Origin of the sequence: Arthrobacter sp. CAN_A212 (assembly GCF_015752345.1) — a bacterium.
Taxonomy (GTDB): domain Bacteria; phylum Actinomycetota; class Actinomycetes; order Actinomycetales; family Micrococcaceae; genus Arthrobacter_D.
Genome location: NZ_JADOUT010000024.1, coordinates 1 through 23,599, shown reverse-complemented (window position 1 = coordinate 23,599; position 23,599 = coordinate 1). Strand labels below are relative to the sequence as shown.

Genomic DNA, 23,599 nt, shown 5'->3' with positions numbered 1-23,599 from the left:
AGTGGACAACGACGAAAGCTGACACCCATGCGCCTGAGCGACTTCAATTCGGCCCCTCCCACAGCTGCTGCCGCCTTCCTTGGTCCGTGTGCGGATGTGCCCCGCTGGATCACCGCCATCGTCGAAGCCCGCCCCTATGCCACGCGTGCCGACCTTCTGGCCCATGCCGCCGACGCGGCACCCGCCTGGACCGAGGCGGAGCTGGACCGGGCGCTGCAGCACCATCCCCGGATCGGGGAACGCGCCCAGGGCGCCTCCGCGGAAAATGAGCTGTCCCGCCGCGAGCAGTCCGGCGTCGACAATTCAGCCGACACAGTTGAACAGTTGCTCGCCGGCAACCGGGAGTACGAAGCGAAGTTTGGCCGGGTGTTCCTGATCCGTGCTGCCCGCCGCAACGCCGAGGAGATCCTGACCCACCTGCAATCCCGGCTGAACCATACGCCCGAGAACGAGTTGCCGGTGGTTGCCGAGCAGCTCAGGGAAATCGCCCTCATCCGCCTGGAAGGTCTCGTCACATCATGACCCCGAGCCATATCACCACCCACGTCCTTGACACCGGAACCGGCCGTCCCGCGCAGGGCATCACCGCGCAGCTGTCTGCACAATCCGCCACCGGGTGGGACCCGGTGGCGGCGGGAACCACCGATGCCGACGGCCGGATCCGGTCTTTGGGCCCGGAACAGGTGGACCCCGGAACCTACCGGATCACCTTCGCCACCGGCGAATACTTCGGCAGTACCGGCACCGGGACCTTCTTCCCTGAGGTGACCCTGACGTTCAGCGTCACCTCAACCGAGCACTACCACGTACCGCTACTCCTGAGCCCATTCGCCTATTCAACGTATCGAGGGAGCTAACCATGACTGCAACGAGCCACCAGGACACCGTTCACACCCCCGCTACTGATTCCGCTGACACCGGACGCATCGTCCTGGGGCGCAACCAGTACGGGAAAGCCGAGGTGCGTCTGGTCCGGATCACCCGGGACACCGATCGCCACACCATCGAGGACCTCAATGTCACCTCGCAGCTGCACGGCGATTTCGAGGCCGCCTACACCGACGGCGACAATTCGCAGGTGGTCGCGACCGACACCCAGAAAAACACGGTGTACGCATTCGCGAAGGAAGGCGTCGGCTCACCGGAAGCCTTCCTCCTGCGTCTCGGCGCCCACTTCACCACAAGTTTTGACTGGGTAACCGGCGGGCGGTGGTCAGCGGAGCAATACCGGTGGGACCGGATCAACGACCACAACCACGCCTTTTCCCGCAACACCTCAGAAACCAGGACCGCCCTCCTGCTGGTCGAGGGCAGGCATCAGCACATCGTCGCCGGAATCCAGGGCCTGACAGTCCTGAAGTCCACCGGATCCGAATTCCACGGGTTCCCCCGTGACCGCTACACCACCCTGCCCGAAACGACTGACCGCATCCTCGCCACGGACGTCACCGCCAAGTGGAGGTACACCCCCGGAGCCACCGCCGGTATAGATTTCGACGCCGCCTACGACAGTGTGCGCGGGATCCTCCTGGACACGTTCGCCCAGACGCACTCGCTGGCCCTGCAACAGACCATGTTCCAGATGGGCAAGAAGGTCCTTGAGGCGCACCCGGAAATCCAGGAAGTCAGGATGTCCCTGCCGAACAAGCACCACTTCCTGGTGGATCTGGCCCCGTTCGGACTGGAGAATCCGAACGAGGTCTTCTTCGCCGCCGACCGTCCCTATGGCCTGATTGAGGCGACGGTTGAGCGTGAAGGCGCAGCCAGTGAATCAGCCGTCTGGGCCGACACCCCTGGATTCTGCTAGCCCCGGCATGTTCGACGACGGCGACCACTACGATGGCGGCAAGCTCATGATGGGCCACGCACCGGGCAGAACGATTCATGAGGTACAGCAGGGGAAATGGTGAGGAACGGGATGGAACGGATAGAGGTTACGGTCAATGGTCAGGTTCGGACGTGCGACGGCGTCAGCCCGCACACCAATCTGCTCGACTGGCTGCGGGACGGTGGTTTGACCGGTTCCAAGGAAGGCTGCGCGGAGGGCGAATGCGGTGCCTGCGCGGTAATGGTTGCCCGCCCGGACGGCCCCGACGGCAGCCGCTGGACCTCGGTCAACGCGTGCCTGCCCCCTGCGCTGGCCTTCGACGGCCAGGAAATTGTGACGGCCGAGGGACTCGGCAGCGCGCCCGGAGCCCGCGCCGCGAGACAAATGCACCCGGTCCAGCAGGAAATGGCGGAACGGGGAGGATCCCAGTGCGGCTACTGCACCCCCGGCTTTGTCTGCTCCATGGCGGCGGAGTACTACCGCCCCGAACGCACCGTCAGCACCGCCGGTGAGTCCGGTGGAGCTGTTGACCCGGTTGCAGAGGGACAGGCCCCGCAGGAGACGTCCGACACCGGAACCTCCGCCGTCGGCGAGGAACACACCACCGACCACGAGACGGGCCCCAACGGGTTCGACCTGCACGCGCTGAGCGGAAACCTTTGCCGCTGCACCGGCTACCGGCCCATCCGTGACGCAGCTTTTGCGCTCAGCACCCCCGACCAATCAGATCCACTGCTGCTCCGCCAGGACAGCCCGGCGCCGGCGGCCCGTCCCACCCACAGCGCCGTTGACGGTGCAGAATTCGTGCGGCCACACACCATGGCTGACCTGTTCCGGCTCCTCGCGAAGGATCCCGAAGCGAAGCTGGTGTCCGGCAGCACCGATCTGGGCGTGGAGATCAACCTGCGGCACTCCCGGCCCGCGCTCGTGCTGGCCATCGACCGGCTTGAGCCCCTGCGCACCCTCACCGTCGGCGCCGACAGCATCGAGATCGGCGCAGCCCTCACCCTCTCCGAAGTGGAGCGTGGGCTGAACGGGCGGGTCCCCCTCCTGGACCAACTGTTTCCACGGTTCGCGTCCCGGCTCATCCGCAACGCGGCGACCTTCGGCGGCAACCTGGCGACGGGTTCCCCCATCGGCGATTCGGCGCCGGTGCTGCTGGCGCTGGACGCCGTCGTCGTCCTGGCGTCGGCGGACGGCGACCGGGAGGTGCCGCTGAGCGAGTACTACACCGGATACCGGCAGAGCGTCAGGGAGGCCGGTGAGTTGGTGCGCGCGGTGCGGATCCCGCTCCCCCTCGCCGAACAGAGCGCCTTCTACAAGATTTCCAAGCGCCGCTTCGACGACATTTCAAGCGTTGCCATCGGCTTCGCCGCCGATCTGGATGGTGGCGTCGTATCCTCGATCCGGATTGGGGTCGGCGGGATCGCAGCCACGCCGATTCGCGCCCGCCGGACCGAGGAAGCACTGCAGGGTCACCCGTGGACCCAGTCAAACGTCGCTGCCGCCGCCGCCATTCTGGCCACTGAGGGGACCCCGATCGACGATCTGCGGGCCAGCGCCCGGTACCGTTCCGCCATGCTCGAGCAGTCACTGCTCAGGTTCTTCGCGCGGACGCAGGACGCCACGCCGGAGGTGGCCCGGTGAGGTCCCTCGCGAGCCGCCCCGTCGATCCTGTGGTGGGCCAGTCCGTCTCCCATGAAAGTGCAGACCTCCACGTCACTGGGGAGGCGCTCTACACCGATGACCTCGTGGTCCGCAGCGCGAACGTGTTGCACGCCTGGCCCGTGCAGGCACCGCACGCCCACGCCCTGGTCGAGTCGCTGACCACCGACGTGGCGCTCACGGTTCCCGGGGTGGTCCGGGTCCTGACGGCGGCGGACGTGCCCGGAATCAACGACGCCGGCATCAAACACGACGAACCGCTCTTTCCCACCGAGGTCATGTTCTATGGCCACGCGGTGTGCTGGGTGTTGGGGGAAACTCTTGAGGCAGCCCGCCTCGGAGCCGAGGCGGTGCAGGTCCAGTACCGGCCGCTGCCGTCCCTCCTGACCCTGACCGAAGCCATCGGGGCCGAGAGTTTCCAGGGCAACCAGCCGACGCTGAGCCGGGGCGAGGCGGATGCCGCACTGGCCGCCTCCGCGCACCGGTTCAGTGGTGACATCGAGTTCGGCGGCCAGGAACACTTCTACCTGGAGACCCATGCTTCCTTCGTGTACGTCGACGAGGGCGGGCAGGTTTTTGTTCACTGCAGCACCCAGCATCCCTCCGAGACGCAGGAAATCGTCGCCCACGTCCTCGGTATGCAGAGCCACGAGGTGACGGTGCAGTGCCTGCGGATGGGCGGCGGGTTCGGTGGGAAGGAAATGCAGCCCCACGGTTTCGCGGCCATTGCCGCGCTGGGCGCCACCCTGACCGGCCGCCCGGTGAGGCTGCGGCTCAACCGGACCCAGGACATCACCCTTTCCGGCAAGCGGCACCCGTTCCATGCCCGCTGGGAGGCCGGCTTCGATGAGGAGGGCCGGATCCAGGCGCTCAAAGCCACGCTGACCAGCGACGGCGGGTGGAGCCTTGACCTGTCGGAGCCAGTCCTCGCCCGGGCGCTGTGCCACATCGACAACTCCTACTGGATTCCCAACGTGGAGGTGCATGGCCGGGTGGCCAGGACCAACAAGACCTCCCAGACCGCGTTCCGCGGATTCGGCGGCCCCCAGGGCATGTTCGTCATCGAGGACATCCTGGGACGCTGCGCGCCGCTCCTCGGCGTCGAACCCGGTGAGCTTCGGAAGCGGAACCTGTACGTTCCGGGGCAGACCACCCCCTATGGCCAGCCCGTCCGGCACGCCGAACGGCTGCAGGCCATCTGGCAGCAACTCCACGACAGCGCCGACGTCGTCCGCCGGCAGGAGAAAATCAGGGAATTCAACGCCAGCCACCCGCACCTCCGGCGTGCCCTGGCCGTCACACCCGTCAAATTCGGCATCTCCTTCAACCTCACCGCGTTCAACCAGGCCGGCGCGCTGGTCCACGTCTACAAGGACGGGTCAATCCTCATCAACCACGGTGGCACCGAGATGGGGCAGGGGCTGCACACGAAGATGCGCCAGGTGGCGGCGACGGCACTCGGCGTGCCGCTGGCACTGGTCCGGCTGGCCCCCACCCGCACCGACAAGGTCCCCAATACGTCGGCAACCGCCGCCAGTTCGGGCGCTGACCTGAACGGCGGGGCGGTGAAGAACGCCTGTGAGCAGATCCGTGACCGTCTAGCCGAGGTGGCCGCGCGGAAACTAAATATCCACCCCGACGACGTCCGCTTCGTAAAGGGCGTGGTCACCGGCATCGGTTTCACCGACCGGGAGATCAGTTTCGCGGACCTGGCCCGCGACGCGTACTTCCAACGGGTTTCCCTCTCCGCCGCCGGATATTACCGGACCGAGGGTCTGCACTGGGACATCTCGCGCATGCAGGGCGAACCGTTCAAGTACTTCAGTTACGGGGCGGCTGCCTCCGAGGTTGAGGTCGACGGGTTCACCGGGGCCTACCGCCAGTTGCGCACCGACATTGTGCACGACGTCGGCGACAGCCTGTCACCGCTCATCGACGTGGGACAGATCGAGGGTGGTTTTGTGCAGGGTGCCGGCTGGCTGACCCTCGAGGATCTGCGCTGGGATGTGTCCGACGGGCCGGATCGGGGTCGGCTGGCCACCCAATCGGCGAGCACCTACAAGCTGCCCAGTTTCTCCGAAATGCCCGAGGAGTTCAACGTGCACCTCTTCGAGCGGGCCACCGAGGATGGGGTGGTCTACGGGTCAAAGGCAGTCGGCGAACCACCGCTGATGCTCGCCTTCAGCGTCCGGGAGGCGCTCCGCCTCGCGGCAGCGGCGTTTGGGCCGGGCGGTCGGGAGGCCCAACTGGCCAGCCCGGCTACTCCGGAGGCGGTCTTCTGGGCGCTCACGCAGGCCCGGGACGCGCAGGCAGCGCGCGACGGCGGAACCACCGGCGCGCAGGATGATCGACCGTTCCTGCCAATCCCCGAGCCAGCGCACCAGGGTGGAATCCAGGGTGACTGACTGGGACGGATCGGCTGAGCTACATTGACTGACATGGACTGGTTGGAAGCGCTGCAGCGTCTCCGCTCGACGGATCAGCCCGGAGTGCTCGCCACGGTCACCGGGGTACGCGGCCACGCTCCACGGGAGGCCGGGGCGAAAATGCTGGTGGGGGCACGCGAATCGTGGGACAGCATCGGCGGCGGCAATCTGGAGGCCACCGTGATCGACCGTGCCCGTGCCATGCTCGACGGCGGCGCCACCACCCCCGAGAACCTCACCTTCACACTCAATGAGCGCGCTGTCACCCAGCACGGGAAGCAGTGCTGCGGCGGCGTCGTCGAGGTCCTCCTCGAACCGTTCCTGCCCCGGCCCACCGTGGCGGTATTCGGTGTGGGTCACGTGGGCCACGAGCTGGCGCGCATTCTGTCCCGGCTGCCCGTCCACCTGTACCTGGTGGATAGCCGGGCGGACCAGGCCAGCCCCGGCCGGCTCGCCGACGTACTCGGCGGGGTCGCCGACGTCCACCCCGTGCATAGTCCCGTGCCGGATTCGGTGCTGGGAACCCTGCCCGCCGGGGCCCATGTGCTCATCATGACCCATGACCACGCCGAGGACTTCCTGCTGTGCGACGCGGCCCTGCACCGCAGCGACCTGGGCTCGGTCGGTCTGATCGGGTCCAGCGCCAAATGGTCACGTTTCCGGGCGCGGCTGCAGACCGAGGGCCATGCGGGCGAGACGATCGCGCGCATCAGCTGCCCCATCGGACTACAAGACATCGCTGGCAAAGCGCCTGCCGTGATCGCGATCAGCGTCGCGGCCCGGCTGCTGCAGCTCCTTCCAGCTGCCGCCCCCAGCGCGGCGACGGCGGGCAACCGCTAGCGGACCCAGCTGTGGGGTGCGGGACGGCGGGTGCTGGGGAGGGAGTTGTTGAGCCGCCACTCATGAATCCACTCGGGGAGCACCAGATCCGCTGGCGGCTCGCCGAAGGCGGCGAAGATGTCCTCGTTGCTGACCGGACCGCTCCTGGAGACCAGGCGGGTGGCGATGACTGCCTTCGCGTAGATCTCGCCGGCGCTGACCATGCGCTGCTCAAAGTAGATGGCCCGCTCGTCGAACCCGACGATCCGGGTCTCGATCGTATAGCGCTGCCCCAGTGTCAGGGATTTGCGGAAGCTGATGGTTTCGCCGTTGGCCACCGGGCTCCAGCCCCGTCGGCGCATCTGGGACCAGGTGCCGCTGCGGATCATCAGGTCGAAGCGGCCCAGATCCATCAGCGAGAAATACATGCCGTTGTTGACATGCATCGCAATGTCGATGTCGGTGGGCAGCACCCGCAGGGGCAACGACGACTCTCCCCAGATGCTGAGGCGCGGGCGGCGCCGGGAGATGAACAGGGTCAGCAGGGTCCGAAGCAGAAGATGCATACCCCTACATTACCGGCCAGTAACATGCCTTGAGCCTGCCCGGCGTGAACGGCAAGGTCACCGCCTCCGGGGCTGAGGACCGTGGGGTATCTAGACTCGGGTAATGACCGCACCGTACCCGTATGCCCTGTCCTTCGATCGATACCGCGCGCTGTTGGACCGTGATCATGCACGGATGGTCGAGGTGGCGGCCGCCGCGCTCACCGCGCAGGTGCCGGCGTGTCCCGGCTGGTCCGGCGAGGATCTGATCCGGCACACCGCGATGGTCTACCTGCATAAGGCCGAGTCCATCAGGACCGCTGCCAAGCCAGCCGGCACCTGGCCACCCGCCGAGCTTGCCCAGTTGGAGCCGGTTCACGCGCTGCGACAGTGCTACGCCCGCCTGATGGAGCAGTTCGATACCCACGCACCGGGCGATCCGGCGTTCACCTGGGTCAAGGACGATCAGAGTGTTGGCTTCTGGATCCGCCGGCTGGCCCACGAGACCTCCATCCACCGTTACGACCTCGAATCGGCGCTGGGTACCGCATCGCCGATCGACCCGGACCTCGCCGTCGACGGGATCGATGAGGTGCTCACCGTCATGCTGGTGCGCAGCAAGCCCGACGACGGCGCCACCGGCTTGACGGTCACCCTGCGGACCGCGGGGCTCGCCTGGACGGTGACGATCAACCCCGCGGTGGTAACACTGGAGCGGCTGGTCAGCGATCGGGCAGACGCCCAAATCAGTGGAAAACCAACGGAGCTGCTGCTCTGGCTCTGGGGTCGGGGACCGCTTCCCGAGGGCGCCCCACCCAGCGACGCAGCAGCCGAGCTGCGCCGCCGACTGGCGACGGCCACCTAGTCTCCGCACGCCGGAGCAATCCTCGGCCAGGACCGCCAGCCGTTCGGGAGGACCGGCGGCCAGACGCTGGCTTCTAGACGTTGATGCCCTACCCCTGGAAGAGCTCGCTCACCGACTCGCCGGTGTGAATCCGGCGGATCGCCTCGGCGAAGGCATTGGCCACCGAAATCACCTTCAGCTTCGGATGGGACTTCTCGGCCCCGATCGGGACCGTGTCGGTGCAGAGGACCTCGATGACGTCGTCGCGCTCGGCGATGCGTTCCACCGCCCCGTTGGAGAAAATACCGTGGGTGCACACCACCCGCGCCTTCCGAGCGCCCATCTTGGCCAGGTGGTCCAGCAGTTCCAGGACGGTGCTCCCGTTGGCGATCTCGTCGTCGAGCACCACGATGTCCTTGTCCCGCACATCGCCGATGATCGACGTGATCTGCACCCTGTCGTTCTCGAACCGTTCCTTCGCGCCCGCCGCGACGGGGGTGCCCAGAAGGCGGGAGAACGCCGTCGCGGCCTTGGCGTTACCCAGGTCCGGCGACACCACGATGGTGTTGCTCAGGTCCAGGTCCTGGAAGTGCGCGGCGAGTTCGCGCAGGGCGTGCAACTGATCGACGGGCACCCCGAAAAAGGCCTGCACCTGCGGGGCGTGCAGGGTCATGGTGAGCACCCGCGAAGCACCCGCGGTGGTCAGCAGGTCAGCCACCAGCTTGCCGCCGATCGAGATGCGCGGGGCGTCCTTCTTGTCGGAGCGGGCGTAGGAGTAGTGGGGCATCACCGCGGTAATGCGCCCGGCGGAGGCACCGCGGGCCGCATCGATCATCATCAGCAGCTCCATCAGGTTTTCCTGCACCGGTTTGACCAGCGGCTGGACAATGAACACGTCCCGTTCCCGGCAGTTCTCCAGCAGCTGCACCTCCAGGCAGTCGTTGGCGAAACGCTGCAACCGGGAGGGGAGCAACGGCACACCCAGGTGCCCGCAGATCTCCGCCGCGAATCCCCCGCTTGCTTGTCCACTGAAAACGGCAATCTCTTTGATCAACGACTTACCTTTCACGGCAGGTGGTGGGGATCGTGCTGTGCACACCATTGTCGTACACATTGGTCCGTTGCGGTTCCCGGTGAAGTAACGTTGATGCCGGATCGGGGCCCCCACCGAACCGACAACGACGTCACTTCACAGGAGAACACCACCATGGCACCCTCTGGTCCCCCCTCAAAACAGCAGACATCAGCAGTGTCGGCGGCCATGCGGCCGATCAACTCGGTGGTTGAACGTTTCCTGCCCAGCGCCCTGGTGTTCGCGGTGGTCCTCAGCCTGGTGGTTGCCCTCGCCGCGCTGGTCTTCACCGACGCCGGCCCCGTGGACGTCCTCACCGGCTGGGGCGACGGGTTGGCCGGGCTGCTCGCCTTCATGACCCAGATGGCGCTGATCCTGCTGCTGGGGCACGCACTCGCCCACACGGGCCCGGTCCGTAAACTCCTGGCCCGCCTCGGCGGGATCCCCCGAAGCCCACTGCAGGCGTACGTCTTCGTGTTTGTGGTTGCTGCCGCCGCGTCCCTGATCACCTGGGGGCTCGGTCTCGTCGTCGGTGGTCTGCTCGCGAAGGAGGTCGCCGCGCAGGCCCGCGAGCGCGGAATGGCCCTGCACTTCCCGATGCTCGTCGCCGCCGGTTTCTCCGGCTTCGTGGTGTGGCACATGGGGTACTCGGGATCCGGCCCGCTGACCGCCGCCACCGAAGGCTCCTTCATCGCGGAGCAGCTGGGGCGCACCATTCCCATCACCGAGACCACCTTCTCCTGGTGGAACATCACCGCCGCCATTGCCACGATCATCCTGGTGGCCGCCGCGCTGGCGCTCGTCTCACCGCGTGCCGGGGATCAGATCACCGAACTGGAGGTCGACGCCCGCCGGTCCGACGATGTGAAGCTCGACGACGAGGTTGTCACCCCCGCCGACCGCATCGACGCCAGCCGGATCCTCACCACCCTGGTGGGCGTGGCGCTGGTCGCCTACCTGGTGGTCCACTACGTGCAGGGCGGCACCGCCACCCTGGACATCGTCAACTGGACCTTCCTCGCCCTGCTGTTCCTGCTGGTCCGCAGCCCGTTCGAGCTCATCGCCCTCACCAAGAACGCCGCTTCCAACGTCGGTGAGATCCTGCTCCAGTTCCCCCTGTACGCGGGGATCATGGGGATAATGACGACGACGGGGCTCATCAACCTGGTCTCCGACGCGATTGTGAGTATCGCCAGCCCGACGACGTTTGGCTTGTTCGCGCTCCTGTCCGCCGGTCTCGTGAACTTCTTCGTGCCCTCCGGTGGTGGCCAGTTCGCGGTCCAGGCACCGATCATGCTCGACGCCGCTGAACGCCTGGGCGTGGACCCAGCGATCGCGATCATGGCGGTGTCCTACGGTGACCAGTGGACCAACATGATCCAGCCGTTCTGGGCGCTGCCGCTGCTGGCCATCGCCGGGTTGAAGATGCGGGACATCCTCGGATACACAATGGTGACCCTGATCGTCTCGGGTGCGGTGTTCGCGACAATCCTGCTGATCGTCGGGGCCGGGCTGGTGAGCTAGCCCGGACGGTTACCTTACCGGCGCCGTCGTCGGTAGACCCTCATCCCTGACCAGCCGGCGGAGGCCACCCTTCGGCGGCACCACCACCGGGTTCGGCCACCGCGACGGGAGGTTGTCGCCCAGGGTGACCCGCCGGATCTTGCGGCCGGCCAGGGGGAGCACCCAGTCGTGGATCCACCGCCGCTGCTCGCGCTCCCATTCCCTGAACGTCTTCGGGACCGGCGGGTCCCAGTCCGCCAGCTTCACCGAGTGCGGGACTGCCAAGAGGTCCAGCACCTGCGAGGCCATGTACCTGTGGCCGGCCTTGGACATGTGCAGCCGGTCCGGGCCCCACATCCGCCGGTCCTGGTAGGCGCTGAAGGTCCAATAGTCCACCAGGTCCGCGCCATAGGCGTCAGCGATCCGCCGGACGCCGTCGTTATAGAGCTGGTGCCGCTTCCGAAGAAGCCGGAGGGCGGGTGTCACCTCGACGTCGTACCCGGTGAAAAGCAGCAGCCGGGCTCCGGTGGCGGCCAGGGGCGCCACCAGCTCCTCGTAGTCGGCCAGGAGTTGCGGCACGGAGGTCCCCGCGTCGAGGATGTCGTTGCCCCCGGCGTAGAGGGTGATCAGGGTGGGGTGCAGGTCCACGGCCCGCTCCAGCTGTTCGGCGGCGATGTGGCGCAGTCGTTTGCTGCGTACGGCCAGGTTCGCGTACTCCCAGCCCGGCTGGTCCTTGGCCAGCTTCTCGGCGACCCGGTCGGCCCAGCCGCGCACCCCGTTGGGCAGGTGCTTGTTCGGGTCTCCGACCCCCTCGGTGAAGGAATCACCCAGGGCGACGTACCGTAGCGTGCGCCCGCTCATGTAGGGCCAGCGGCCCCGAGGTGAGGGGCAACGGCGGGTGCTTCGGGCTCAGAGGCGCAGTAGGGCGTGTTCAACCAGGACCTCCTCGTAGTGCTGAATGAGCAGTTCGCAGAGCACCGGCCAGGTGCGGCCCTGGACGCTCGCGAAGGCGGCTTCGGCGAAGGCGAGACGCTTGGCGTCGTCGCCGATCAGGTCCACCACCTGGCGGCGCAGCTGGTCCAGGTCGCCCGGCCGGTAAAGCCACCCGGTGCGGGAAACATCCACCAGATCCACTGGTCCGCCCTTACCGGTGGCCACCACCGGGACGCCTGAGGCCATTGCCTCCTGGATGGTCTGGCAGAACGTTTCCAGTTCACCGGGATGCACGAAGAGGTCGAGGCTGGCCACCGCCGTCGCCAACTCTCCGCCACCCAGGAAACCGGTAAAGACGGCGTTCGGGAGCGCCTCTTCGAGGGTGCTCCGTAAAGGACCATCACCAATGATCACCAGCCGGGTGTTCTCGATGTCAGCGAGGACCCTCAGGTCCTCAACCTGTTTTTCCGCCGCGAGCCGGCCCACGTAGCCGATCAGCCGTTCTCCGCCCGGGGCAAGTCGTGTCCGGAGTTCCTCGTCGCGCCGGCCGGGATGGAACCGGCCCGTATCGACACCCCGGCGCCACAACTGAACCCGGGGGATGCCGTGGCCCTGCAGTTGGTTCACGGCCGCGGTGGAGGGTGCAAGGGTGCGGGCGGCGCCCTCGTGGATGTTCTGAACCCGCTGCCACGCCCAGTTGGTCAGGAACGGTACACCGTACCGTGCCGCATACCCGGGAACATCAGTCTGGTAGACCGCGACCACCGGGATCCCGAGTTGCTCTGCAGCCCGGGTGGCACGCCATCCCAGCTCGAACGGTGACGCCAGATGAATGATGTCGGGTGCAAAGTCGGCGAGGATGTTCCGCACCCTGGCGACCCCGCCCAGGGCGACCCGGACAGTGCCGTAGCCCGCCAGGGGAACCGCTGGCAGCCGGTGGACGCGCACCGTTCGGCCGCCGATTGGCTCCTCGGCGGCACCCGCGCCTGAGGGGGCGATCACCAGCACCTCGTCGCCGCGGGCGGCGAAGTGCTCGAGCATCTTTTGGACGGAGTGGGTGACCCCGTTGACGGCGGGCAGGAATGTCTCGGCAACAATCACGATCCTCACGCCACAACGGTGACAGTCCCGGGTGGGGAGCCGGTGACGGCCAGATGACCGGCGGTGGAAACGTCAGTGAACAGCGGGAGATGGCGTTTTCGCCAGCCCGTTGCCGTGTCCGGGTCCGTGCCGGGCCGAATCCTCACCGGGCATGGCCCGGCGAGGTCAGCCTAGGGCCAGAGCAATGTACGGGACCAGCCAGCACCGTCCCGGGCGTACCGGAGCCGCAGGTGGCGGCGTTCCGGGTCGGCCTGCCAGAACTCGACGCTGTCCGGGGACACCGTGTACACGGTCCACGTGGTCGAACCGGGTGTCGGACCGTCCCCTTCCAGTCGTTGCACCTGGGTTGCGACGGCGTCGTCCAGTTCGTCCCGGGAGCGCAGGACGCTGCTCTGCTCGCCGGCGAGCACCAACGCCCGGGCTACGGGATGGCGGCGGCGGAAGTCGGCGTCGTTCTCCTCCGTGCCCGCCGGGCGAACAGAGCCCCGGATACGGATCTGCCGGCCCACCGTCGGCCAGAACAGGGTCAACGCCGCAGCCGGTGCGCCTTCCAGTTGCCGGCCCTTGGGACTGTCGCTGCTGGTAGCAAAGGAGAAACCGTTGTCGTCGACGTCCTTCAGGATCACCACCCGGGCGTCCGGGATCCCGTCCCGGTCCACGGTGCCGAGCGTGAGAGCGTGCGGCGCTGCCACGCCGTCCTCGACTGCCGCGGCCAGCCACTCAAGGAACAGGTCGGTCGGCGAACCCGGTGCAGCGGACGGGTCAAAGGCGGGCAGGGAGTCGGGGAACGCGGGGACCCCGCGGAGGAGGTCACGCATCGATTGGTGTTCACTCATGACACCAGCCTAGGCCCCGCTGTCGCGCTAAAGTCGAGAAATGACACCCGAGAAGGACAGTTTCACCGGCGGCAAGGATTACACCCGCTGGACCACGCCCGTGGGGCGCTTCCTGGTCCGGTGGGTCCGCGTCCTGGCCGGCTGGATCGGGCCGCACTGGGCGATGTTGCTGATCCTGGTGGTCGGTGGCGGGCTCGCGGTTTCGCTCGCCGTCGCATCAGCCGAAGTGTATGAGGCGGTTGCCGAGACGGACGGCATAGCCATCATTGATCAGCCAGCTTTGGATGCGTCGGTGCAACTGCGCAATCCGGCATTGGTGGCCCTGGCCACCGGGTTCACGTTCCTGGGCGGACCGATTGCGATGCCGATCCTCACCGCCGCAGCCATTGCCGCGCTTTGCTTCCGACGACGGTCGGTCACCCCGCTGATCCTCGTGGCAGTCGCTGCCGCCGGTTCCCTCCTGATGACTGTCCTGGGAAAGAACGCGATTGGACGGTTACGTCCGCCCCTGGAGTTCGCTGTTCCCCCGTACGAATCGTCGCCTTCCTTCCCCAGCGGGCACACGCTGAACGCCATGGTGATCACCGGGATCATCGCCTACCTGCTGGTCCTGAGCGAACACCGCAAGCGAACCCGGGCCCTCATCGTTGCTGCCGCGCTGCTGTTCACCTTCCTGATGGCCGCCACCCGGGTCTATCTGGGCCACCACTGGGTGACCGACGTGGTGGTCGCTGCGACCCTGGGACTCGGGTGGCTGGCAGTGGTTATTACTACGCACCGGTTGTGGCTCACCCTGTCCAGCCGGCATAGCGACAGATAGGGCCAGCCTTATCGAGCGCGGAAAGCGTGGACGAGCCGATCAGCCGGTGCCACGCCTTGATCATCCCGACCGCGCAGTGGGGGCACCCGATGTGTGGACCGGCATCGGTGCGGGCCCTGCTGGCCGCCGAGCCCGACTTCCGTCACTTGTCCGGCCTGGGTTGGGCTTCCCTCGGAGTTCTCGAGCTCACTGCGTTGCCTACCATCGGCGAAGAGCGATGGGTCCCTTGGCTTCGGGAAGCCGACGCAATATTGGTCGACGGCGGCGACGCGGCGTACCTGTCCCATTGGATGCGGGAGTCTGGACTGGTCGACATGCTGCCATCGTTTCCCGACACTGTGTGGGTAGGTGTGAGCGCTGGGAGCATGGTGATGACGCCCCGGATCGGCGAAGACTTCGTCGAGTGGCCGTCCGCACCGGATGATCGCGCTCTGGGGGTGGTGGACTTTTCGATCTTCCCGCACCTAAATGCTTTCCCGACCAACACACCTGCCCACGCTGCCCTCTGGGCCGCCGACCTAGGATGCCCGGCCTATGCCATCGACGAACAGACCGCCATCCAAGTCCTTGATGGTTCCGTCGAGGTGATCTCCGAAGGGCAATGGAAGAAGTTCGGGTGATCGGTGCTGGCGAACTCATCACCGTGCCCCCATATGGGGGCAAACTTCTAAGCGTCAGCCAGGCCCAAAATGGCCCACCCCTTCGGAGGTAGGGTCAGCCAACCCCCCGGGACGTCCAGCCCGCCTCCGCCGGCCAGAACGTCGCGCGCTGCAGCCGGAACCTCCAGCGTGACCGAGGTGTCCTTGAGATTCATTGCCACGAACAGGGCATGACCGTCGTCGTGCACCTCGTAGACCAGCTCTTCATTGCTGAGCGTATGCACCCGGGTCCGGGATGCGTGCACCCAATGGTTCCGGCGCCGCAGCCCGATCAGTTCCCTGTGCAGGGTATAGATCGGTTGCCCGACGTCTGAGAGGTCGGCCGGGGAAGCGGGGAAGGAGGGGCGGATGTCGTCGTCGCCCCCGGCGCGTTCCTCCTTGATGCCCCGGTAGCCCTGCTCATCCCCGTGGTAGATCGCGGGCGTGCCCGGCAGGGTAAACAGCAGCACCAGTGCATGGGCCAGCCGGCCCGACGGCGCAAGCCGGCTCGCTATGCGTGTGACGTCATGGTTGCCGATGAAGGTCAGCGGCGCAAAGGTGTCCAGGAAGCTGTTGTGGCGCTCCAACGCGGCGGACAGCTCATAGAAGTTCGCTTCCGCAAGCGAACTCCAGATCGCCTTCCACAGTTCGTACTGGGTGACTGAATCCAGGTGCCCGGCACGGACATCCGCCGGATAATCACCGTGGATATACTCCCCCACGAAATAAGCATCCGGGAACTCCGAGCGGACATCATCAAGGACACTAGCCCAGAACGACGACGGCACCGCGTAGGCGGCGTCGAGGCGCCATCCGTCGGCGCCTCGGCGCAGCCAGTGCTTCATCACATCGGCCACGAAATCCGCTACAGCGGGCTCTTCATGGTTCAGTGCCACAAGGTGGTGATGTCCTTCAAAGTCTTTATACCCGGGTTCGATGCCCGGCACCCAGTTGTCCGGCCAGGAGAGGCTGAACCAGCCCGCCGTCGTCGCCCCCGGACCCTGCTCAAGCGTATGGCTGAAGGGGGCAAAGGATCGGCCGGTATGGTTGAAAACGCCGTCGAGGAGTACCCGGATCCCGTGTGCGTGGGCCTGCGCCACCAGTTCATCGAAGTCGGCATCGTTGCCGAGCCGGGGATCGATGCGGTAGTAGTCCGTGGTGTCGTAGCCGTGCGTTTCAGAAGCGAGTACCGGCCGAGGGCAAGACCGGAAGCGCCCATCTCCACGATGTAATCGAGCCAGGCCACTAGGTGTATCAGACCGCGCCGCGCGGGAGTCGAATCCCCGCCGTCTGCGTGGCGCTCATCGGCCTGGTCCGGCGTCTGGTGGGCCGACTTTTCGGCTCCGGTAAAGCCCAGCGGGTAGACCTGCCACCACACCACGTGCTCCACCCAGTTCGGCGTATTCATGCGTGTTGGTCCCTTCGTTTGGTGAAGTAAAGCCTTCCACAGTTTGCCATCAGTCCCATGAACACCGGGAAAGCCGAGGCAACCCAGTTCATAGTGGTTCCCACCTTCGAGCCTCACGCGGAATCGCCCATCCGGCCCGTGCCCCGACTTCACCCGGCACCGAGTCCCGGGCGATCAATGTGCCAGGCTCAGCAGGCGAGGCCAGCGAGGCCATGCCCGTATGTCGGTCCTTCACCGCGATACCTTTCCGCCACTCCCCCGGCTGTGACTGTTAGCTCAGAATGGCGGCTTTTTCACAGCTTCGTTTGGCGGTTTGACGTCTTGTAAGCCTAGAGATACGAGGCGTCTCTTCGCGCAACTCCCTGTTCGGTCGGCGTTACCGGAATCTTCGGGGTCCGAAATTCTCATATCTATGCCTCGAAACCGTATGCTCGGATCATGGTAGGAACCCTTAGATACGAGACACCTGGAGTGATGTGGCGAAGCTGATTGGATACGCACGAGTCTCAACTCGGCCTCAGTCGACGGATCGGCAGGAGGCAGACTTGATCGCGGCCGGCGTGCGGCGTGATGACTTATACGTTGACCACGGGGTGTCCGGTGCGCGGGCGATGAGACCCCAGTTTGATCGGGCACTCACTGCGTTGGAGGCCAAGGACACGCTAGTAGTGACGACCCTGGACAGGTTGGGACGATCGACGCAGAACATGCTCGACTTCGCCCAGGAGCTCCGCGGCCGGGAAGCCGGTCTTCGGGTGTTGAACCTCGGCGGCGGCGACGTTGATACGTCCACCCCGATGGGCTCAATGTTGTTCACGATCATGGCGGCGCTGGCGCAGATGGAACACGACATCAAGCGAGAGCGGATCGTCGACTCGATCGGGAAACGGCGGGAAGCCGGGAAAGATCTAGGAGGAAGGCCACGCCTGATCAGTGACAGCAAAATCCGAAACGCTCTCAGACTCGTCGATAGTGGTGAGCCGGCCGCGCAGGTCGCCCGCGACCTCGGCATGTCCCGCGCAACTTTCTACCGCCGGTCACGGGAGCTGAACGCGAAGTAGAACATGCCACTCAGCGTTGCGACTCACAGCCAGGCCTAATAGTGCAGCTCGCTATCAATCGCGTTCGGCGCGTCAGTCAGATTCTTTCGAGCGCATCTTGGCTAGTATCCGCGTCGATCGATGTACTGCTTGTCATGAATCGCAGTTAGCGCGCTGTGGCTTAGACCAAGCTGCATCATTGGCGCCTGATTGACGTGAGCGTGTAGGTCAATTGACGTCTCGCGCATCGTCCATGCGGCCGACCAATTACCATCACCCTGGGGAATTCGGTCGGTTATTCCGTACGCACTGTTGAGACGCTCATAGACAAGACGTCCGCCCACATCTGATGCTGCTAGCTCTTCAACCATCCCGGGATAGAACGTGAAGTTCAGACTAAAGAGCTTGCTATCGAGCGCACACCACGATCCGCTTTCCATGCCTGCAGCCGGCATGATCAGCACGCCCGACATCGATTCGGGCAAGTCTTCCTCGTGCTTTAAAGCCCGTCCCGGGGTACAACCAATCCCTTTGAAATATGTGTTGAACTGATCTTCATGTTCCGGCCACGGCTGGCCCACTACCTTTTCGATCAAGTCAGTTATCACGCTGGGATTCGGGTCAAGGAGATGGGTTCGTTCAGTTGGGGCGCTCATAGCTGCACCCTACCTTCGCGATCCGGCCCGAGTCAGTCAAAGATCCTCAAACGGCACGTAAAACCGCCAAACCGAGTTGTGAAAAAGCCGCCATTCTGAGTTAACAGTCACACCTAACGGCGGCAGCCTAACCATCCAAACAGGGCCTTCACTACCCTGGCCGGGCCTTGATCCATGAAGCGTCATTTTAGTATCCATTTGTCCCAGTTTGCGGTAGGGCAAAAGTGCCTTGTACTAGTTCACGGTAGGTCAGATGGTGGACTGGTCTCGTATGGTTGAAGTTGTGAATAAGGTCCTTGCAGACGTAAACAGTCGATTCCCGACAGCGACCTCATTTTTCGATCACTTAGAAGTTACTAGGTGGCCAGATGGCGCTACCTGTCCATACTGCACATCACAGCGCAGCACCCCATTGCCTAAGGAAGGGCGACATCACTGCAATTACTGCAACTCTTCCTACAGCGTCACGACGGGCACATTCCTATCCGGGACACGCGTGGACCTACGAAAATGGCTGGCCGCTGTTGTCATCGTTCTTTCAGAGGATTACACACAATCGACTGCGCGCAACTTGGCTGCAACCCTTTCCATAAACAAGAACACGGCATGCCGAATGAGCCGCTTAATACAGATAGCAAGACACACCGACGCGCGATTCCTTGCGTCGATGAACCTCATCGTTTCAGAGAAGAGATTCCCATGACAGAGAACCCAGTGGCTACTCACCGAGGGGCCCTTCCCGTAGGTGGAGAAGTGATTCAGTGCTACGTATTGGACGATAAAACCCGTGTTATATCGGGTAGATCGATGACCAAGTCCATCGGCATGAAGGGGCGAGGACAGGGGATCGAACGAATCTCCACGCACTCGACATTGCGCCCATTCCTCACCGAGGATCTGAAGGCGGCACTTGCCAATCCGATTCAGTACCAGACTTCCGCGAAATCGCAGAAGGTTTCGGCCGGCTATGAAGCGACCGTCTTGTTGAAGGTGGCGGAAGCAATCCTCAGTGCGCGAGATGCCCAAATGCTGGTCACGGAGCAGGAACACCGGTATGCAAGATACGCGGACCTGCTGATTCGAGCTTTCGCTGCTGTAGGCATCATTGCACTCGTTGACGAAGCTACGGGTTACCAGGACGAGCGAGATCGGGATGAGCTTAGTCAGATCCTTGCCGCCTACATCTCTCCTGAGCTGATTCCCTGGACGAAGAAGTTTCCCGATGAGTTCTATCGTCATTTGTTCCGGTTAAGGGGCTGGACCTACAAGCCTTTGTCAGTAGCCAGGCCGAAGGCGGTCGGACAGTTCACCGCCCAGCTGGTCTACGACAAGCTTCCTCCCGGTGTTGTAGAAGAACTCCGTCGGAAGAACCCTGTGATTGACGATGCTGGCCACCGCGCTTATCGACACCATCAGTTGCTGACAGAGGACATTGGGAATCGACATTTGGAGATGCACTTAGCTCAAGTCATTGCCCTCATGCGAATCTCCCCAAACTGGGATACCTTCCTTCGCCACTTTCGCCGCGCGTTTCCCGGTGAAGGTGGCGTCCAAGAGGAACTCGATCTGGACCTATATAACTCCTGATTTTTCTGTTGAGAGCCTAACGCTGCTCCTGACATATCTCAGGTAGCAGGGATTTTTGGGGGCTGCTTCTGAACAGCTCGAACTCGACTGACGTCAACACTTTTCAGAGCGCAGCCGGATGATTCCAGGACGACCACCTTGACCCAAATTAATAACTTTTAGTTCGATATAAAGCTGACTTCGTATTTCCCCTATACTCCACAGATGACTGCAGAGCGGGCCAGTTCCGACCACAACGAGACAAAAACGGCAAGTGACTCACACGTCACTGTCATAAGCCCAATCGCCGGCTTATGGCAGAAGAACCGGAAGGCTTTTCGCGCCGTTTGGTCGAGAAGCATCGCTTTACGTCGGACGATCTGGTCCCTAGTGGTTCTGATCGGGATGGTTACCGTAGTGGTGAGCTTCATGTTGATCGTGATTCCGGCGGCTTTGCAATGGAAGAGCGGCCAAGACTGGGAAGACTTCGGACAAGCGTTCGCGACCAGCCCTGCGGCCGCTGGCTGGGCTGCTGTGTTGGCAGCAGTGATAGCCGCGCTCACTTTCAACCGGGGTCTTCGCGCTGAACGAGTGAAGACCGCGGCCGAGTCTTGGTGGGAAAAGTTCGAGTGGGTCACTGACCGAGTTATCCCGAAGGACCCAAAGCAAGAAAGAATCGCGCCTGCTCTCGCGGCAGATCTGTTGGTATCGCTATCCAAGATGGCAACCGAGCGCTTCCAGCGTGACGCAGTTTCCGGTGTGTCAAATCACTATCTTCCAGGAGGAGAAGACGGTCTTCAGTCGGACGCCCCACCTCGAGACATAAAGACTGAAGCTCGATCGTTCCGAAATCTTGCGGATGTAACCAACTCACCGGCAGCCTCGAACGCTGCTTTGGCAGCCGAATACGACAGTGCCGGATTGAGAGCATTAGAGGGTCGCTGGACACGTTTGGGTGAGCTGGAGATCATGCCACGCCTGCAAATTCGCCCAGGTCATTTTACGAGGCCCGACGCATTACTGAGTCTCAAGGGCCGCAGGATCATGGTCGAGTTCAAATCTTGGGATTACCTTCGCCCGGCAAGCCTCAACCGCGTTCTGGATTTTTTTGAGTTGGCTCTAGCCAGAGAAGTACTTACTGACTTGATTGTGGTTTCCATGGCTGAAATACCACCGGAAGTACTTGCTGGCGGTTCTCAACTTCGCAATAGTCCCCAAACGCACCTGATCCACTGGTCGAACGGTGAGAGCGCCGAAGCACTCGTTGGCCAAATAGATGCAATCATTGAATCTCTTCCTGAACTGACCAGAGAGACTGAGCAGATTTTGCAGCCCTGAACTGGCATGAAGACAAAAGTTGCCCACCTAGCTCGAAGGCTCTGTGGATAGAAGAATTCCGTCTCCCGAAACAAACTGCGGTCAGTCGCAGGACCGGCATCTACTGCTAGCTTCCTCCCCTGACTACCTAATCAAGGTGCGTCGCAGCACATCCGGTCACACTAATCTCAGAATCTGCAGTCTATTTCATGGCGGCAGCAGCCTTGACCGTAGTTTCCGCCCTCCACCTTGCTCATGATTCACCGTAAGCGTTCGGTTTCCGAGGTCGCAGCCCCCACATGACTCCCAGAGCATCCCTTGTCGTTGACAAGGGATGCCAGTAAGCTTGGACTAGGACGTCCGCGCCGGACGTTTTACAACTAAAAAGTGCTACCTAGGCTACATAGGAGGTTTCTGATGAACCCACCATTCAACAGAGGCCTTCGCAACGAACTCGAAGCGCAAGGATTCGTAGTCAAAGTATCTAATAGAGGATGGACGATTCTGCCGCCCGGTAATGCCGCTACTGATTTAGCGATTGTCGTTACCGACCTGGATCCGGACGCTCCAATTTCTAACGATATTATGATTCGGCTCCGCGAGTCAGGGTTTGTGAAACTGCGAAGGTAAAGTCTCATTTGGGGAAACCAACATAGGGCAAGACGCTGGTTTCCCAAAATGACACCTTCCTATCGATCCTAGGTACACATTTCGTAGAAACGAATTAAGGAGCTGTAATGATGAACTATCCGCTAGATTTGAAAGCGACTCGTTTGAAAGCAAGTTCTTAACTAGATGGAGAAAGGAGAGTTGGTATGACCAAGTCCAGATGGTTTGTAGAGGTTGACTTCATTTTTTCGCTTGCTCTGGCCGAAGACGTTGAGTTTGACGTTCTAGATGCCCTAGAAAAGTATCAAGCGCTCTTCGTCATCTCTAGGGATCGACTGACAGGTGGTATAAGTTTTTCGTTGCAAGCGCACAGCGCCCAGGAAGCCGTGGCCTCCCTCAATGATGTGCTAGAACCTGTCCACTCACTTTTGGGCGGTCTGCATGTGAGCAAGATAGATGTGATGGACGAAAGAACACGCCAAACAGAGAGTGGTACGCCTACGTTTCCAGAGCTTGTCGGGTACATAGAAATTGCCCACATGGCGAATGTTTCCCGGCAACGAGCAAGACAGCTCTCGACACTTGAAGGTTTCCCAGTGCCAGTAGTCGAAACGGCAGCCGGACCTCTTCGAGTTAAAGCTGCCGTCGAGGACTGGCTCATGTCTTGGGATCGATCGCCAGGGCGCCCCCGAAGAGTCCTAACGTCTAACTAATAGGTTATAACGGCCCACTCCCCTTGCCCGGAGTGGGCCGTTATGCGTGCTCCTTAATGCGTGGCGCGGTGCTGAACTCTTCTTTTCAAGTCCTTACCGAACGCAAAAGGGGAAACTTAATCGCGAAGATATTCCGAGACTATAAACAATGTGGCCACCGCCGATTAAGAAGCCATCAAACCCAGCTGTCGACTAAACCTTCAGCAATCCCGTTAGCGCGACAGCGCGACACGAAAGGCTAGGTCAAAATATGATAGAAATTGATTTCCTCCCCGTTGGAGACAAAACCGACACCGGAGATGCAATCCTTTGCCATTTCACGGATCCCGGGACAGCAACTGAGCGGGTGATGCTTATCGATGGTGGTTTTCACGAAACGAGCGCTGCAATAGGCGCCCATGTCAGGCGCTACTACGCAGCATCGCGCATCGACCTCATGGTCTGCACCCATCCGGACGACGACCATATCAACGGCCTCTTCGGTGTCTTCGAAGAACTAGAGGTAACCAAATTGGTCATCCACCAGCCCAGTAGCCACGGGTACCCCACCGACGACGTGAAGGCTGGCAAAGTCGATGAACTGATTGATCTCGCACGTTCCCATGGGACAGAAGTTATAACCGCGGCATACACCGGGCTAAGCTTCTTCTCCGGCGCCCTGGTTGTCGCAGGGCCCACAGAGGAATTCTACGAAGAACTCCTTGCTGGCGAAAAAGACCCCTCTACCAAAGCAAATAGGCTACTGCACGCTATTACAGCAGCAGCCAAAGCAGTCAAGAGTGCCCTGTCTCTGGGCTGCTGCGTGAATTTCGGACAGCGGAGTTAGTGTTTTCTCTTACGCTGCCTGGTGCGGCTGCTGGTAACTGTAATGGACATCGTTGGGGTACTGGTAATCGAGGGCGGAATGCCGCCGCCGGCTGTTATAGAACCCTTCAATGTAGCGGATAACGTCCTTGCGGGCCTGCTCTTTTGTGGCGTAGACCGTGCGGTGGACTCGCTCGTTTTTCAGTGCTGAGAAAAACGATTCCGCGGCGGCATTGTCCCAGCACACCCCGGTGCGGCCCATGGAAGAACGCATGCCCAAGTCCTTGACAAGGGTTCGGAACGAGCCGGAGGTATAGACGCTGCCCCGATCTGAGTGCCAGGTAGCGCCGGGCCGGATCAGGGTCGTGGCGGCGGCGTTGCGCAACGCGGTTTCGACGAGCTCGGCACGCATGTGGTCGGCGATGGCCCACCCGACCACACGTTTGGAATAACAGT

The 23,599-nt window shown here is 63.0% G+C and carries 24 protein-coding genes; 16 read left to right on the top strand and 8 right to left on the bottom strand.

What is annotated here, in order from left to right:
- Positions 1-27 precede the first annotated feature (27 nt).
- The 6 genes from uraD to xdhC all read left to right on the top strand — a co-directional run bounded on the left by uraD (position 28) and on the right by xdhC (position 6,759).
- On the top strand, positions 28-522 hold the full coding sequence (gene uraD / locus IWX64_RS14810; RefSeq protein WP_196867898.1) for a 2-oxo-4-hydroxy-4-carboxy-5-ureidoimidazoline decarboxylase: 495 nt from the start codon (positions 28-30) through the stop codon (positions 520-522).
- Positions 519-857 carry a hydroxyisourate hydrolase gene (gene uraH, locus IWX64_RS14805; RefSeq protein ID WP_196867897.1) on the top strand — a complete coding sequence of 113 codons (339 nt, stop codon included), beginning with the start codon at positions 519-521 and terminating at the stop codon, positions 855-857. Before uraD ends, uraH begins: the two co-directional genes overlap by 4 nt.
- Positions 858-859: 2 nt before the next feature.
- Positions 860-1,807 (top strand): factor-independent urate hydroxylase, encoded by a 948-nt coding sequence (gene pucL / locus IWX64_RS14800; RefSeq protein ID WP_196867896.1) that lies wholly within the window; start codon positions 860-862, stop codon positions 1,805-1,807.
- A 111-nt stretch (positions 1,808-1,918) separates the two neighbouring features.
- Complete coding sequence (locus tag IWX64_RS14795; RefSeq protein ID WP_196867895.1) at positions 1,919-3,475, top strand: xanthine dehydrogenase small subunit; 1,557 nt, start codon at positions 1,919-1,921, stop codon at positions 3,473-3,475.
- Positions 3,472-5,898, top strand: a complete 2,427-nt coding sequence (gene xdhB, locus IWX64_RS14790; RefSeq protein ID WP_196867894.1) for a xanthine dehydrogenase molybdopterin binding subunit — start codon at positions 3,472-3,474, stop codon at positions 5,896-5,898. The genes IWX64_RS14795 and xdhB overlap by 4 nt, the downstream gene beginning before the upstream one ends.
- Before the next feature lie 33 nt (positions 5,899-5,931).
- The gene (gene xdhC / locus IWX64_RS14785; RefSeq protein WP_196867893.1) at positions 5,932-6,759 is read left to right on the top strand and encodes a xanthine dehydrogenase accessory protein XdhC; all 828 of its coding nucleotides are present in this window, start codon (positions 5,932-5,934) and stop codon (positions 6,757-6,759) included.
- On the opposite strand, the gene IWX64_RS14780 is transcribed toward xdhC, so the two are convergent.
- Complete coding sequence (locus tag IWX64_RS14780) at positions 6,756-7,304, bottom strand: acyl-CoA thioesterase (RefSeq protein WP_196867892.1); 549 nt, start codon at positions 7,302-7,304, stop codon at positions 6,756-6,758. The two genes, xdhC and IWX64_RS14780, sit on opposite strands and share 4 nt — an antisense overlap.
- Before the next feature lie 103 nt (positions 7,305-7,407).
- Here IWX64_RS14780 and IWX64_RS14775 point away from each other — a divergent pair, with 103 nt between their 5' ends.
- Entirely contained in the window at positions 7,408-8,148 is a 741-nt protein-coding gene (locus IWX64_RS14775) for a maleylpyruvate isomerase family mycothiol-dependent enzyme (protein WP_196867891.1), read from the top strand.
- An 88-nt stretch (positions 8,149-8,236) separates the two neighbouring features.
- Here IWX64_RS14775 and IWX64_RS14770 read toward each other — a convergent pair whose 3' ends face one another.
- Positions 8,237-9,178, bottom strand: a complete 942-nt coding sequence (locus IWX64_RS14770) for a ribose-phosphate diphosphokinase (RefSeq protein ID WP_196867917.1) — start codon at positions 9,176-9,178, stop codon at positions 8,237-8,239.
- A 156-nt stretch (positions 9,179-9,334) separates the two neighbouring features.
- On the opposite strand from IWX64_RS14770, the gene IWX64_RS14765 reads away from it, so the two are divergent.
- Positions 9,335-10,723: a short-chain fatty acid transporter gene (locus tag IWX64_RS14765; RefSeq protein WP_196867890.1), complete on the top strand. Its 1,389-nt coding sequence runs from the start codon at positions 9,335-9,337 to the stop codon at positions 10,721-10,723.
- Positions 10,724-10,732: 9 nt separating this feature from the next.
- Here IWX64_RS14765 and IWX64_RS14760 read toward each other — a convergent pair whose 3' ends face one another.
- The 3 genes from IWX64_RS14760 to IWX64_RS14750 form a co-directional block, all read right to left on the bottom strand.
- The gene (locus IWX64_RS14760; RefSeq protein WP_196867889.1) at positions 10,733-11,563 is read right to left on the bottom strand and encodes an SGNH/GDSL hydrolase family protein; all 831 of its coding nucleotides are present in this window, start codon (positions 11,561-11,563) and stop codon (positions 10,733-10,735) included.
- A gap of 48 nt (positions 11,564-11,611) precedes the next feature.
- Entirely contained in the window at positions 11,612-12,745 is a 1,134-nt protein-coding gene (locus tag IWX64_RS14755) for a glycosyltransferase family 4 protein (protein WP_196867888.1), read from the bottom strand.
- A 161-nt stretch (positions 12,746-12,906) separates the two neighbouring features.
- Complete coding sequence (locus IWX64_RS14750; protein WP_245345533.1) at positions 12,907-13,572, bottom strand: pyridoxine/pyridoxamine 5'-phosphate oxidase; 666 nt, start codon at positions 13,570-13,572, stop codon at positions 12,907-12,909.
- Between the two features lie 40 nt (positions 13,573-13,612).
- Between IWX64_RS14750 and IWX64_RS14745 the strand changes: the two genes are divergently transcribed.
- On the top strand, positions 13,613-14,392 hold the full coding sequence (locus IWX64_RS14745) for a phosphatase PAP2 family protein (protein ID WP_196867887.1): 780 nt from the start codon (positions 13,613-13,615) through the stop codon (positions 14,390-14,392).
- 26 nt (positions 14,393-14,418) lie between these two features.
- The gene (locus tag IWX64_RS14740) at positions 14,419-15,012 is read left to right on the top strand and encodes a Type 1 glutamine amidotransferase-like domain-containing protein (protein WP_334683333.1); all 594 of its coding nucleotides are present in this window, start codon (positions 14,419-14,421) and stop codon (positions 15,010-15,012) included.
- Between the two features lie 47 nt (positions 15,013-15,059).
- Here IWX64_RS14740 and IWX64_RS14735 read toward each other — a convergent pair whose 3' ends face one another.
- A complete protein-coding gene (locus IWX64_RS14735) occupies positions 15,060-16,172 on the bottom strand; it encodes an alpha-amylase family glycosyl hydrolase (protein ID WP_334683335.1) in 1,113 nt (370 codons plus the stop codon).
- A gap of 742 nt (positions 16,173-16,914) precedes the next feature.
- On the opposite strand from IWX64_RS14735, the gene IWX64_RS14730 reads away from it, so the two are divergent.
- Positions 16,915-17,499: a recombinase family protein gene (locus IWX64_RS14730; RefSeq protein WP_196867886.1), complete on the top strand. Its 585-nt coding sequence runs from the start codon at positions 16,915-16,917 to the stop codon at positions 17,497-17,499.
- Positions 17,500-17,600: 101 nt separating this feature from the next.
- Here IWX64_RS14730 and IWX64_RS14725 read toward each other — a convergent pair whose 3' ends face one another.
- A complete protein-coding gene (locus IWX64_RS14725; protein ID WP_196867885.1) occupies positions 17,601-18,134 on the bottom strand; it encodes a hypothetical protein in 534 nt (177 codons plus the stop codon).
- 253 nt (positions 18,135-18,387) lie between these two features.
- Between IWX64_RS14725 and IWX64_RS17340 the strand changes: the two genes are divergently transcribed.
- The 5 genes from IWX64_RS17340 (at position 18,388) to IWX64_RS14700 (ending at position 23,165) form a co-directional block, all read left to right on the top strand.
- A complete protein-coding gene (locus tag IWX64_RS17340) occupies positions 18,388-18,837 on the top strand; it encodes a transposase (RefSeq protein WP_442859065.1) in 450 nt (149 codons plus the stop codon).
- A 104-nt stretch (positions 18,838-18,941) separates the two neighbouring features.
- Positions 18,942-19,721, top strand: a complete 780-nt coding sequence (locus IWX64_RS14715; protein ID WP_196867883.1) for a P63C domain-containing protein — start codon at positions 18,942-18,944, stop codon at positions 19,719-19,721.
- A 204-nt stretch (positions 19,722-19,925) separates the two neighbouring features.
- Positions 19,926-21,038, top strand: a complete 1,113-nt coding sequence (locus IWX64_RS14710; protein WP_196867882.1) for a hypothetical protein — start codon at positions 19,926-19,928, stop codon at positions 21,036-21,038.
- A gap of 794 nt (positions 21,039-21,832) precedes the next feature.
- Positions 21,833-22,339, top strand: coding sequence for a hypothetical protein (locus tag IWX64_RS14705; protein ID WP_196867881.1), 507 nt, complete (start codon positions 21,833-21,835; stop codon positions 22,337-22,339).
- Between the two features lie 250 nt (positions 22,340-22,589).
- The gene (locus tag IWX64_RS14700) at positions 22,590-23,165 is read left to right on the top strand and encodes an MBL fold metallo-hydrolase (RefSeq protein WP_196867880.1); all 576 of its coding nucleotides are present in this window, start codon (positions 22,590-22,592) and stop codon (positions 23,163-23,165) included.
- A 9-nt stretch (positions 23,166-23,174) separates the two neighbouring features.
- Here IWX64_RS14700 and IWX64_RS14695 read toward each other — a convergent pair.
- Positions 23,175-23,599, bottom strand: a 425-nt coding sequence (locus IWX64_RS14695) for a DDE-type integrase/transposase/recombinase (RefSeq protein WP_196867879.1), incomplete at its 5' end; no start/stop codon positions are given.